The organism is Bacillus sp. REN3, from assembly GCF_017912555.1.
Taxonomy (GTDB): domain Bacteria; phylum Bacillota; class Bacilli; order Bacillales; family Cytobacillaceae; genus Mesobacillus.
In genome coordinates, this window is record NZ_JAERSD010000013.1 from 60,823 (window position 1) to 73,962 (window position 13,140).

10 protein-coding genes are annotated in these 13,140 nt (G+C 44.2%); 5 read left to right on the forward strand and 5 right to left on the reverse strand.

Going from position 1 to position 13,140, the window contains the following annotated elements; translation table 11 throughout:
• Nucleotides 1–346: 346 nt before the first annotated feature.
• Entirely contained in the window at nt 347–3,373 is a 3,027-nt protein-coding gene (locus JJQ88_RS12785; RefSeq protein WP_210366308.1) for an efflux RND transporter permease subunit, read from the reverse strand.
• A gap of 284 nt (nt 3,374–3,657) precedes the next feature.
• Nucleotides 3,658–5,814, reverse strand: a complete 2,157-nt coding sequence (locus JJQ88_RS12790; RefSeq protein WP_210366310.1) for an ATP-dependent Clp protease ATP-binding subunit — start codon at nt 5,812–5,814, stop codon at nt 3,658–3,660.
• Nucleotides 5,815–6,032: 218 nt separating this feature from the next.
• On the opposite strand from JJQ88_RS12790, the gene JJQ88_RS12795 reads away from it, so the two are divergent.
• Nucleotides 6,033–7,073 carry a YkvI family membrane protein gene (locus JJQ88_RS12795; protein WP_210366312.1) on the forward strand — a complete coding sequence of 347 codons (1,041 nt, stop codon included), beginning with the start codon at nt 6,033–6,035 and terminating at the stop codon, nt 7,071–7,073.
• Nucleotides 7,074–7,332: 259 nt separating this feature from the next.
• Here JJQ88_RS12795 and JJQ88_RS12800 read toward each other — a convergent pair whose 3' ends face one another.
• Together JJQ88_RS12800 and JJQ88_RS12805 are read right to left on the reverse strand one after the other, a co-directional pair.
• Entirely contained in the window at nt 7,333–8,004 is a 672-nt protein-coding gene (locus JJQ88_RS12800) for a hypothetical protein (protein WP_210366314.1), read from the reverse strand.
• A gap of 345 nt (nt 8,005–8,349) precedes the next feature.
• Nucleotides 8,350–8,961, reverse strand: coding sequence for a CPBP family intramembrane glutamic endopeptidase (locus tag JJQ88_RS12805; RefSeq protein ID WP_210366316.1), 612 nt, complete (start codon nt 8,959–8,961; stop codon nt 8,350–8,352).
• A gap of 128 nt (nt 8,962–9,089) precedes the next feature.
• Here JJQ88_RS12805 and JJQ88_RS21265 point away from each other — a divergent pair, with 128 nt between their 5' ends.
• Nucleotides 9,090–9,206, forward strand: a complete 117-nt coding sequence (locus tag JJQ88_RS21265) for a DUF6254 family protein (protein ID WP_246861146.1) — start codon at nt 9,090–9,092, stop codon at nt 9,204–9,206.
• A 52-nt stretch (nt 9,207–9,258) separates the two neighbouring features.
• On the opposite strand, the gene JJQ88_RS12810 is transcribed toward JJQ88_RS21265, so the two are convergent.
• Nucleotides 9,259–9,447 (reverse strand): YkvS family protein, encoded by a 189-nt coding sequence (locus tag JJQ88_RS12810; protein WP_210366318.1) that lies wholly within the window; start codon nt 9,445–9,447, stop codon nt 9,259–9,261.
• A gap of 265 nt (nt 9,448–9,712) precedes the next feature.
• Here JJQ88_RS12810 and JJQ88_RS12815 point away from each other — a divergent pair, with 265 nt between their 5' ends.
• The 3 genes from JJQ88_RS12815 to ptsP all read left to right on the forward strand — a co-directional run bounded on the left by JJQ88_RS12815 (nt 9,713) and on the right by ptsP (nt 12,494).
• The gene (locus tag JJQ88_RS12815; RefSeq protein ID WP_210366320.1) at nt 9,713–9,907 is read left to right on the forward strand and encodes a hypothetical protein; all 195 of its coding nucleotides are present in this window, start codon (nt 9,713–9,715) and stop codon (nt 9,905–9,907) included.
• 605 nt (nt 9,908–10,512) lie between these two features.
• The gene (locus JJQ88_RS12820; protein WP_210366322.1) at nt 10,513–10,779 is read left to right on the forward strand and encodes a phosphocarrier protein HPr; all 267 of its coding nucleotides are present in this window, start codon (nt 10,513–10,515) and stop codon (nt 10,777–10,779) included.
• Nucleotides 10,779–12,494, forward strand: coding sequence for a phosphoenolpyruvate--protein phosphotransferase (ptsP, locus tag JJQ88_RS12825; protein WP_210366324.1), 1,716 nt, complete (start codon nt 10,779–10,781; stop codon nt 12,492–12,494). Before JJQ88_RS12820 ends, ptsP begins: the two co-directional genes overlap by 1 nt.
• Nucleotides 12,495–13,140: the final 646 nt, after the last annotated feature.

The following is a 13,140-nucleotide window of genomic DNA, read 5'->3' on the forward strand; positions in this document are numbered from 1 at the left end:
GAAATAGGAATTTTTGTTGCACAATCAATAGTGGAAATATGGTTCCAGAACATCCGGAAAGGTCGATAAAATTGTGCTTGTCGATTGTACTTGTAATATTGCTGAGCTAAGTATCTTCGAAGAACTTCACATAAACCGGGAAAATGAGCAGCGGTAAGCTGCTCATTTTCTCAAAAGGTTTTTAATCTTGGGTGTCCCATGCTTGGGAATGGTTTAGGCATTCTCAAGCCCTATAAGAACACTCGTCCGGTCCGGCTGTCAGGATTGAAGGATGCCGGTTGGGCTGCCCAATGAAAGGAAGAATCACGGCCACATATACGGATACTGATTTTGTCAGGGAATATATTCACATTCCTTTCTCCTCTTTGATCTGCCGGAAGAAAAAAACTTCATACAAGACAGGAATGAGGATCAAAGTCAGCAGGGTGGAAGATGTCAATCCGCCGATGACAGTAATGGCCAGCCCTTTTGATATAAGAGTTCCTGATGAAGTGGTCAACGCTAGCGGAATCAGTGCAGCGATCGTCGCAAAAGCTGTCATTAGGATCGGACGGAGCCTTGTCTTGCCTGCTTCAATAAGTGCTTTACGGATAGGCCAGCCTTTTTCGATCCGGTTCTGGCCGATCCGGTCGACGAGAACGATCGCATTGGTTGTTACAATTCCAATTAGCATCAAAAGTCCAATCATCACACTTACCGACATCGGCTCGTCAGCAATCCATAGTCCCAAAAGGGAACCAATTGGCACGAAAATGAGGGACGAGAGGATGATGAATGGAATCCTTGCCTGGCCGAAAGTTATAAGCATCGTAAGGTATACGAGCCCAATGGCTATGACCATGGCGACGCCCAGCTGCGTGAATGTTTCAACCGTTTCGTCGCTTCCGCCACCGCCCTCAAGGGATACGCCATCAGGCAGCTTGACATCATTTTTGACACCGTTAATTACATTTGTGGATACCGTTCGAATATCATCGGAATCGATTTGGGCAGAAACCCTTGCGAATACCTTCCCATCCAATTTTTGAATCGATGTGAAAGCGTCTGTTAGCGAGATGTCGGCGATTTCGGTGATTGGAATTGGCCCTTGCTGGGTGAAAATTAATGTTTCCACAAGCTGTTCAAGTGTTTCTGTCTTTTCATCATAAGTGATCACCACGTCGCGCTCTTTACCACTGAGCTGCATCGTTCCTGCATCTACTGGCTTTGTTTTATCTGCGATGGTTCCTAATATCTGGAATCCAGAAAGGCCCAGTTGCGCTGATTTTTCCGGATTGATATCAACAACCACCTGCTTTTGTTTCTCTGAAAAATTATTTGAAACGTATTTCAAGTCTTCTTGATTTTTCATATAGTTCTCAACCTTTGCAGCTGCCTCCTGCAATGTAGCAAGGTCAGTTGAATACAAGTCAATATTAACGTTGTTATTGGAAGGAGGTCCGCCAGTCGATTGCTCCTGGATGCCGATTTTCGCATCAGGTTGCTGTCCTAGGATGATTTCTTCCATCTCTTTTTCGAGATCGGTGATGAAGGCTTTGACTTTCACGTTTTCATCGAGGCTGATGAAATAGTTCGCCTGGTTTTGCCTTTTCAGGCCTGTCTGGAAGTCACGGCTTCCAATGCCGACTGTCACATCGTTTATTTCTTCCTTCTCAGCGAACATCTTTTCCACTTTCAAAGAGACTTCGTTCGTCTTTTCCAGGGAAGTGGATGATGGGAGCTGGAAGGTTGCGACCAGCAGCTTTTGTTCCTCATTTGGTATGAAGGTAAAGCCAAGCTCCTTGACAAGGAATCCTGAACCACCAAGCAAAAGGATAGATAATACAATGACAAGGGCCTTGTGGTTGAGTGACCATTTGATCGCCCGTCCGTATGCACGCTGCAGTGCTCCTTCCTTATCCTCCATATGCACATTTCTGAAAGAGAACTTTGCAAGGATTGGCACAATGGTAATTGCGACCAGCAAAGAAGCTAGGAGCGAGAAGACGATCGTTAGCGCGAAAGGCAGGAAGAATTCACCTGTCAGCCCGCCGACAAATCCGAGCGGGAGAAAGACAACAACAGTTGTGATAGTCGAGGAGGTAATGGCTTTCAAGATTTCTTTCGTCGAATCCTGGATCAATTCATCACCCATGCCGGTTTTATTTTTCCGGACCCGCCGGAAAATATTTTCGATGACAACGATACTGTCATCTACGACCCGTCCGACTGCGACTGCCATTCCGCCAAGAGTCATGATATTCAGTGAAATATCAAGCTGATTCAGGAAAATGGAAGAAATCAACAGTGAAAGCGGGATGGAGACGATTGCAATGATGGTGGCCCTAAAATTCCTCAGGAATAAGAGTACGGCAAGCGAGGCAAAAAGCGCCCCCAGCAAACCTTCCTTTACTAGTGTCTCAACCGATTTTTCAATGCTTTCCGCAGAATCAAAGCCTATCGCGTAATAAAGGCGATTATCATAGCTGTCTATAACCTTCATCACTTTTTCAGCTACTTCAACAGTGTTGGCATCCTGCTTTTTAGTGATGGCCATTGATAAAGAATCTTTTCCATTATAACGCGTAATTTCAGGCTTCTCGGATACCTCTTCTATCACCGCGATATCCCCGAGTCTCACTGGTGGTGCCTTAGGAGCGAACTTAGGCTTGATCAGCAAGTTTTCCAGCTCGCTTATCTTTTCGATTCCCTCCTGGACCCGGACTGGCACCTGGATTTCATTCTCATTCAGGTTGCCCGCAGGGAAGCTGAATTTTCTGGCATCGATGGTCTCTTTAATTTCATTAAGGCTTAACGCTAGCTGTTCAGTCTTTTTCTGGTCAACGGTAATTTGCAGCAGTTCCACTGTCTGGCCGCCGACAGAAACGCTGTTGATTCCCTGGATTTTGTTCAATTCAGGGATGATTTCTTCATTCACAAGCTGTTCAAGTTCCTGGTCGCTCTTTGAAAATAAAGAAATATTGAAGATTGGGAAGGTGCCAAAGGAAAATCTATTAACTTTCGTCTCGACCTTTTCCGGTAGGCCCGATTCCTTGATGTATGAATTCACCTGTTGCTCGGCCTTATCAAGGTCTGTGTTAAAAGGGAATTCCAGATTGATGATCGCGATGCTTTCAAAAGAAGAACTCTGGATGTTCTTGATTCCTTCAATGCCCTTCAATTTTGTTTCAAGCTTTTCAGTTACTTGTTCATTAATGTCCTGGGGCGAGGCGCCAGGATATACGACTTCTATGGAAAGCTGGGGGAATTCAATGTTTGGCAGCAGATCGACCTTCAGTCTTGTAAAGGAATACAGCCCGCCAAGGATAAGCAAGAAGGAAATGATAAATATGGCAAACGAATTTTTTAGGCTGAACCTTGTCAGAAACCCCATACAGTAAACCTCTTTTCTGAAAATGATGTGTTTTTATTTTAACTGGCTTTTATGTACTTTTCACTTTTAAACTGTAAAAATCTAAAAAAAAATGGAGCTCTTTAATGTCGGCAGGAAAATGAGGATCTTCTGCCTTGGAGAAGATCTTTGAGGCTATAATGTCCCTGGGGCGTTTAGGCTATTGGAATATTCATTCCATTCGGACGAGACGGGCCAATCGTATGATTGATGCCTAGAGTAGGAAATAAAAAAGAAGCCTGTTCATACAGGCTCCCGGGTAATCATTACTTGCGGATGATTTTAATTTGGTCGTCTTCAAGAACAGCTGAAAGCTTTGTTGCTTCAGGTTCTTCAAGGATGAAGTCGGCGATGGAATCCTCGAGGTGTTCCTGGATGGAACGGCGGAGCGGCCGTGCGCCAAATGCAGGGTGGTAGCCAAGCTCAGCGAGTTTTTCCTTCACTTCATTCTCAACCTCAAGGCTGATGTTTTGCTCCTCAAGTGTGTTCTTCAGTTCTGATAGCATCAAGTCGACAATTTGAAGCAGGTGTAGTTTTCCAAGAGACTTGAATTCGATGATGCTGTCAAAGCGGTTCAGGAACTCAGGTTTGAAGAATCCTCCAAGTGAATCGAGGATGCTTGTTTCGTTGATCGCATCGCTCTGCCCAAAGCCAACCTTGATCGTTTTCTCACTGGAACCTGCGTTGCTAGTCATGATGATAACTGAGTCCTTGAAGCTTACGGTACGTCCCTGGCTGTCAGTCAGCCTGCCATCTTCAAGAATCTGCAGGAACATGTGCTGCACATCAGGGTGTGCTTTCTCGATTTCATCCAGCAAGATGATGCTGTATGGGTTGCGGCGGACTTTTTCAGTCAATTGTCCGGCTTCCTCATGCCCAACATATCCTGGAGGAGAACCGATGATTTTCGATACACTGTGTTTCTCCATATATTCACTCATATCAAGGCGAATCATCACATCCTTGGAACCGAATAATTCTTCCGCCAGTGTTTTTGTCAATTCGGTCTTACCAACTCCTGTAGGTCCGACAAACAGGAAGGAACCGATCGGGCGATGCTTGGATTTCAACCCGGCACGGCTTCGTCGAATCGCTTTCGCAACTTTTTCCACCGCTTCTTCTTGGCCGATCACCTTGCTGTTGAGGTTCGCAGCTAGGTTTTTCATCTTAGCCTGTTCATCTTGCTGCAGCTTGCCAACAGGAATGCCAGTCTTATTCTCGACGATTTCCTGGATATGCTGGACGGTGACTGTAGGACGTGAAGGGTTGCCATTGTCGTTCAGTGCTTTTTCAAGCTTCGCTTCTTCATCGCGCAATTTTGCAGCCATCTCATAATCCTCCTGCTTCAAAGCCAGTTCCTTTTCTTTGGCAATGTCAGCAAGGCGGATTTCAGCGTCGTTCTTGCTTGTATAGTCTGCTGCGAGGTTCAGTTTGGAACCCGCTTCATCGAGAAGGTCGATGGCTTTGTCCGGAAGGAAGCGATCCTGGATATAGCGGTGTGAAAGCTGGACACACGCTTTGATGGCATCTTCAGTAAAGGTCACTTCATGGAAATCCTCATATTTTGATTTGATGCCATTCAGGATTTCGATTGCTTGTTCCACAGTTGGTTCCAGGACTTGTACCGGCTGAAAGCGTCTTTCAAGCGCTGCGTCCTTTTCAATTTTACGGTATTCCTTCAATGTCGTTGCCCCGACGAGTTGAAGTTCACCTCGGGCAAGGGCCGGCTTCAGGATGTTCCCGGCATCCATTGAACCTTCAGCAGAGCCTGCGCCGACTAACAAGTGGATTTCATCGACGAACAAAATGATATTCTTGCGGTTTTGCAGCTCGGAAATCAGCTGCTTCATCCTCTCCTCGAATTGGCCGCGGATACCTGTATTGGCTACCATGGAAGCCACATCAAGAAGGTAGACTTCCTTGTTTTTAAGCTTATTCGGCACAGTGCCCTCGACGATTTTCAAGGCAAGGCCTTCAGCGATCGCTGTCTTGCCGACACCTGGTTCACCAATCAGGACAGGGTTGTTTTTATTTCTTCTATTCAAAACCTCTATGACTCGCTTGACTTCCTCATCACGCCCAATCACAGGATCAATCAATCCTGCTTTCGCAATATGAGTTAAGTTCCTTCCAAACTGGTCAATGAATCCGTTGCCGCCGCCAGTTGTTCTTGGCGCCCCCTGGCCTGGGCTATGGCCAGGAACATCTTTTCCTGGCTGTCCTGAAAATGAATTGAACAAATCATTGAATGGCACATTCCCGAATCCTCCGAATCCTGAAATCTGGCTTCCGAAGGATGCTCCTAATTTCTCGCGTTCTTTTCTATAGCAGTCTTCGCAGAGCAATAAATGCTTTTGGTTACCGTTCAGGTTCATTTTCAATTGGATATTCGCATGGTTTTCATGGCAATTTTGGCAAAGCATTTAAATTCCTCCTTCAAAATCTTTCTTATTTTCATGGTGATCAAAGAGGGGTTTGACTTTGACTATCTTTGATCAATTTACCTTTATTATACTTTGACCTTTTTTGACTTTCAAGTATTTTATTTATGGTAATTTTTTCTTTTTGTAATCAAGCAAATGAAAAGCTCGTCATTGTTTGTCTTAGTCTTCATATATTGGAAGGGAAGGAGGAGAGGGCATTGAAGACAAAATGGGGAGCTGCCTTCCAAGTCGCTGCGGTTTATGTAGGGACAGTAGTAGGGGCAGGCTTTGCGACTGGACGGGAAATCGTCGAATTTTTTTCCCGTTTTGGCATATTTGGATTAATTGGGATCTTGATGAGCGGTTATATCCTTATTTATATGGGTTCAAAGCTGATGAGAATTGCCGCATCGATTGGTGCGCAGTCTTATGAGCAAATGAATGAACATTTATTTGGAAGATTCTTTGGTAAGCTGATCAACTTGTTAATGCTGGTCATGCTGCTTGGTGTTTGTTCCGTTATGCTGTCAGGTGCGGGAGCGGTGTTCGAGGAACAGCTTGGGCTGACGAAATCATTTGGGGTATTCCTTACCATTGCCCTTTCATTGGCTGTCATGGCGGTAGGCATCAAAGGGATCTTTGCCGTGAACACTTTCGTCGTCCCGATGATGATTCTATTCAGCTTGATTCTGTTCTCGCTCTCTGTCAGGCTTCCAGGGTTCATGGAGCAAGTCTTATTCATCCCTTATGCAGAAGATGGCTGGAAAGCCGTTGTCGCTCCTTTTTCCTACACTGCCTTGAACCTGGCGCTCGCACAGGCTGTCCTTGTTCCGGTCGCTGCGGAAATCAAAGATGACAATACTGTAAAATGGGGAGGCATACTTGGAGGGCTTGCGCTTACATTGATTCTGCTCGCAAGCCACTTAACATTGATCATGCTGCCTGGATTCGAGGGATTCGATATCCCTATGGCTGTCATCATGAAGCAGCTTGCTTCAAGCTTATACGGGATTTTTGTCTTGATAGTTTACGGAGAGATCTTCACCTCGGTGATTGGCAATATATTTGGGCTTGAGCGACAGATACAAAAATACATGACACTTCCAACTGTCCTTGTCGTAACAGTCCTCTTTTTGATATGTTACCTTATCAGCCTGGTCCATTACGGAACTTTGCTGTCAATCCTGTATCCAGTCTTCGGCTATATAAGCCTGACATTCATCATTTTGCTGTGGATGAAGCCAGTGCCGGCAAAATAAAAAAGAAGGAAAACGTTCCTTCTTTTTTACTTTACGATATGTAAAACCGTGAATCCAATCATTTCCATGGCCAAGGTGTAGGCGGTCCGGAATGAACCGCTAACCATAGGCTTTCAGAAGAGGTTGGCAAGGACCCGGCGCAACCGCCGTTTCCAGATGAAAAGATAAGTGCTACAAGCTTTTTCCTTTGGCCTTTTATTGAGCGTTCCACGAGCGGCTTAGGCTCTGTAAGTGTGTTGCGGAACTTCCGTCAGTTGCGCTATTTACTTTCTTTAAGGATGGTTTTAGCCATTTCAAGGAATGCATCCCTGTGATCGGCATTTTCTTTTGTGAACATTGTCAGCTTCATAGGTTGCCCGTCAGTCTTGATTAATAAGGATGCCACGGTTTCCGAACCACTCTTTGTTTCCATCATCCATGCACCCTGATAAAAAGGATCTTCGGGAACGGCGGCTTCTTTCACCTCAGGATTGACAGCGGCAAGCTGGGATTTTGTATTCTCTTCCAGTGAAGCCCAGTCAACGTCGGCAGGCAGCAGTTCAATCCTCATGAAAACACTATCGTCCTCTGACCAGAACAAAACATCTTTATTTGGTTCTTCTGCGGTCAATTCATACCCAGGCAAAACATACAAAGAATAATTCTGGTTGTCAGAATGCTTAAGAAATGCAGTTTCTTCCTTTTGTTCACCATTTACATTGTATTGGATATTTTGCTCAAGAATCCGGATCATCCCTTCATCCTTTCCTGTATCATTTTTTTCTTTGCTTTCCTTTGTCTCTCCCGGAGTGTCCTTCTTAGTATCTTCAGGGGCGGATGCAGGCTGTGAAGCTGGTTCTTTGCTGTTTGAATCGCCATTTGAGGAACCGCATCCCGAAATGACGATTGCCGACAAACCAATTAACGCCAGGTGCTTGAAATATTTGTTCATGTTGTTCTCCTCCTGTTTTTCACTGCTTCTCGTAAAATTAGACGCAAATTTCGTGGGGATGTTACAAAAACTTACACATTATGAAAAAGATATCATGAAAGGCAGAGGATAAACAATAGGCTTTTAGAACATTATTACAGGTTCCCGAGACATGCAGCAGTTCACGGAAATCACCATGCTACCCCCATCGGACCTTGAACAGGCATATCCGGACGGGGAGTCAATGAAGGAGGGCATTCTCCTTGCCGAAGCGATTCCGCTTCATTAATCAGGTCAAAGAAAACATAAAAAAATGATCCTTCATCGAGGGACCATTTTCCAGGATTATTGTTTAATCTGCCGCAGTTAATGCAAAGGGAAGAAGACAAACAGCAATAAATCGAAAACGATATGCGAGACAATGACAAGCGGCAGGCTTTTTTTCCACGCGTATAAAATGCTCCATGCTGTCCCGGCGATCATCGCTGCAAGGACCAGGATGAATTGCCCGGAATAGATGTGTACAGAAGCATATAACAGAACGGACAAGAGAATGCCAATCCTCGTGCCGAGGTACCTGCCAAGCCGTTTTTGGATAAACCCCCGCCAGAAAATTTCTTCACCTGGCGCCAGGATCAACACGAGAACAAGGTAGTGCCAGAGGATTTCTGGAGAAAATCTGCTATACAATCGTGCTATCTGACGGGAAAGCGGAAGGTCCAGCAAGTCGATCAGGAAGCTTCCCAGCCAAAATAAACCAAACAATCCAATACCAGATAAGATCCCGATGGAAAGAAAGGATAACGTTGAAGCTTTATCATCGATTTCCTCATGGATGATAGAATAGCTAATCAAAATCAGCATCGATGCTGTGAATATGTACCAGAAGACTGTCTTATCCTCAAAGGTGAAAAATAATAAAAGATGTGAGATCAAAATGCCTAGAATTAATCTGCGATCTGCCATCCAATTCTTCATTGAACGTTAACCCCTTTCCCAGAAACAAACCCTATTGTACCAAAAATAACTTAAAAGTTGTAAGGAAAAAGTTCCTTTTCTCGGGGAAAGGTAATGAGGAATCTTTATTTTCAGGAGGAGGGAACGATATGTCAAAGTCAAAGCGTGAGCAAGAACGTGAGCGGAAGATCCGAAAACAGCATCAGCATCCGCATGGCAAGGTGGAATCATTGAAGGAACTTGCAGGGAAAGAAACGACGGAATAATCGAAAAGAGAAAGCGGCAGGCTGCTGCTTTCTCTTTTTATCAACAATTTATTTATTGAGCTGTTTCTTTTATGATCTTGTAATTTTTATGGTTGATTACGGTCCTTTGATCCAATTCGAGTTCACGGAAGTTATCCATATAGCTTAAGTCAACGATGACTGAATTTTCATTGACCTTTTCAACAACTCCCTGTAATCCTTCTTTGAATTCGATTACATTTCCGACTTCTGCTTTTTTCAAATCGCCTCGCTCCTTTGCCAAATTTCAAATTACTAACATTCTGCACCAAAAAGGTACATTCGTAAAGAAAATAGTGATCAATACTTAAAATGTTCACGAAACTTTCACTTCTGTTCGTTTGAAAATTCCGTTTATAGATAACTTTATTATATTGAATATATTTATCCATATCTAGGAAAAAATTCAATTTTTATCTGAATAATTGTTTTTCCTGAAGAAGCAGCTAAAATAATGGTAGATTCATTTTCAGCGAGGAGTGTTATGTATGACAAGAGATGAAGCAGTTGCAATGCTTGAGAGCCTGAAAAACAAGGAACTGGAAGAAGTCTTCGTTTCAAAGCAGGATTTCCTGGCTTTTCGGGAAGTGCTTGTGAAACGGGAAGACTTCAAGAATTTCAGGGGCATTGCCCAAAGAGGCGGTGATGTGATTTATCACTACATGGACACACAAAGAAGCTGATATTTTAATGCATGTTGCTGATTAAACCTCTTGTTAAAGACAGCGGATGGCAAACGAAGTGAGCAGGGGTTCTTATGGCGGATTCCGGCAAGGAAACCAGAAAACAGCAATCTTTGACATAACTCTATTGGATGGCCGTTTCGTGAATCTTTCAGGAATGCTGGACAGGCTGTTCCTCGTGCAATCGCCTGGAGGGGGAGAAGAAATAAAATTCAATTTCATAAAGGGATCAGGAAAAAGGGCTTGATTTACGAAAAAAGGATTCCTTTTTTCGTTCCATTAACAATTTTCACTTCTTTGTCTCATTTACACAGAATGAAAACGTTTTACCTGGAAAAATCGCTCCAAGCTTAAAAAAGTCAGGGTATTTTCATTGTCTAAGCAATCACAAAATGCTATTCTTTTGTGAGGGATGCCGGTCGCTAACAAGCATTTTGAAGAAGCGATTGGGATAATATATGGTGTGAAAGAACTATACAAATGGGCAAGATACAGAATATCATGTTGGCTAGCTTGATTTGGACCTTTCGCTCAATTGAACATTTAGTTTGGAAGGCATCATGTATGGTCATCTTAATAATCTTTTAAAAGGAGAATGATCTGGTATGGTACAAAAACAATTCAAGGTTGTTGCTGAGACAGGAATCCACGCTCGCCCTGCTACATTATTGGTACAGGCTGCAAGCAAATTCGATTCAGAAATCCATTTAGAATATAAAGAGAAAAAGGTCAACCTTAAATCTATCATGGGTGTTATGTCTTTAGGAATCGGCCAGGGTGCTGATATCGAGATCACTGCCGAAGGAAGCGACGAGCAAGATGCGATGAACACACTTGAAGAAACACTAAAAAAAGAAGGCCTGGCTGAATAATGGGATTTCTACAGGGAATCGCTGCATCAAGTGGCATTGCGATTGCAAAAGCCTATAAGCTGGTAGAGCCGGATTTAAGTTTCGAAAAGAAGTCAGTGGAAGCTCCTAATGAAGAGGTTGCTCGCTTCCAGACGGCGCTGCAAAAAGCCAAAGCCGAACTGGAGCAAATCCGTAACCATGCAGGAACAGCACTAGGCGCTGACAAGGCGGCGATTTTTGATGCTCACCTGCTTGTTCTAAGTGATCCAGAGCTGATTTCACCCATTGAAGATAAAATCAAGACAGAAAATGTAAACGCTGAACATGCTTTGAAAGAGACAGCAGGAATGTTCATCACTATGTTTGAATCAATGGATAACGAGTACATGAAAGAACGTGCAGCCGATATCCGGGATGTTACGAAACGGGTGATGGCACATTTATTAGGCGTGCAAATCCCTAACCCGAGCATAATCGCTGAAGAAGTGATCATCGTCGCGGAGGATTTGACACCATCTGATACCGCCCAGTTGAACCGTCAGTATGTAAAAGGGTTTACAACAAATATTGGCGGTCGGACATCCCATTCCGCCATTATGGCACGGTCGATGGAAATCCCGGCTGTAGTAGGTACAAAGACAGCCGTTGAGGATATCCAGAACGGAGATATGATCGTTGTCGACGGTCTTAAGGGGGAAGTGCATTTCAATCCGACTCCTGAGGTGCTGGAGGCATATAAAAAAGTCCAGGAAGATTTCGAAAAGCAGAAGGCTGAATGGGCTAAGCTTGTTAATGAAAAAACGGTGACTGCAGACGGACATCATGTTGAACTTGCAGCAAATATCGGCACGCCCAAAGATTTGAAAGGTGTAGTCGAGAATGGCGGCGAGGGGGTTGGATTGTATCGTACTGAGTTCCTTTATATGGACAGGGACCAGCTTCCTACTGAAGAAGAGCAGTTCACTGCCTACAAAGCTGTTCTTGAAGGCATGGAGGGCAAACCTGTTGTCGTCAGGACATTGGATATCGGAGGAGATAAGGAACTTCCGTATCTGAACTTGCCTAAAGAAATGAACCCTTTCCTAGGCTTTAGGGCTATTCGCTTATGCCTCGAGGAACAGGACATTTTCAGGACTCAGTTGCGTGCCCTTTTGCGTGCAAGCATTTATGGCAATTTGAAGATCATGTTCCCAATGATCGCCACGTTGGTTGAGTTCAGGGAAGCAAAGGCTGTGCTGGAAGAGGAAAAAGCAAAGCTTGTCAAGGAAGGTGTCCAGGTTGCTGACGAAATTGAGCTTGGCATCATGGTGGAAATTCCATCAACAGCTGTCATTGCCGATCAGTTCGCCAAGGAAGTGGACTTCTTCAGCATTGGAACAAATGACTTGATCCAATATACAATGGCTGCAGATAGGATGAACCAGCAAGTATCCTATTTATACCAGCCATATAATCCATCCATCCTTCGTTTGGTCAAGATGGTCATCGACGCTGCCCATAATGAAGGGAAATGGGCAGGAATGTGCGGTGAGATGGCAGGGGACGAAACAGCAATCCCGATTCTTCTTGGATTGGGCCTTGATGAGTTCTCGATGAGTGCTTCGTCAATCCTGAAAGCACGCTCACTTGTAAGGAAGCTGAACAGGGCTGATATGGAAGAACTGGCTGCGAAAGTCCTTGCGATGGGTACCACAGAAGAAGTAGTAGAAGCTGTAAACAGTGCTGTAGATTTGTAACATATTTGTAATATAAAAAATGTTTTACACTATACACTGAGGGTAAAGAGGAGTAAGCACTTTGGTTAGACTGAAAGTTAGCTAATCATTCTCATTTTCCCCCAGAATTGGCCGGCTGGTAATCAGCCGGCATTTTTTGTGTGCCAGGCATGTTCATTAACTTGGCGGTGAAAGTCCGCTATGGGCGTTGGGATATGCGAACCATTAGCCGAAGGCAAGGGTGTCCGTGGCTCGCGGAATCTGAAGGAAGCCCTAGGCAAATCCTCGGTATGAAGTACACGAATCACATTTGAGGTTCACATTCCTGGATGAGTCTGCAAAACAAGACAAAGTCCAAAATATCCCCGGATGGAATGGGAATAAATGTGGCAGATAGATGAGGAGAAAGTGAATGAACTTACCCTGGGAGATCTCTTAACCCCCCTAACGGGAAAATATTTAGCGATAAGTAGCTGAGTTAAGAGAAGTCAGCAGAAGTCATAGTATCAACCTTTCGGTTGAGAAGGACTGAACGAAAGGAGAGACCATGTTAGAGCCATTTACAAAGAGGTAATGACACAGTAAACCTGATGGGCTTTGATGAAGAATTGTGGACGAAATCCAGGAGATTTTTCTTTGAAGTGTGGAGTCACTTTGTACAAACTTG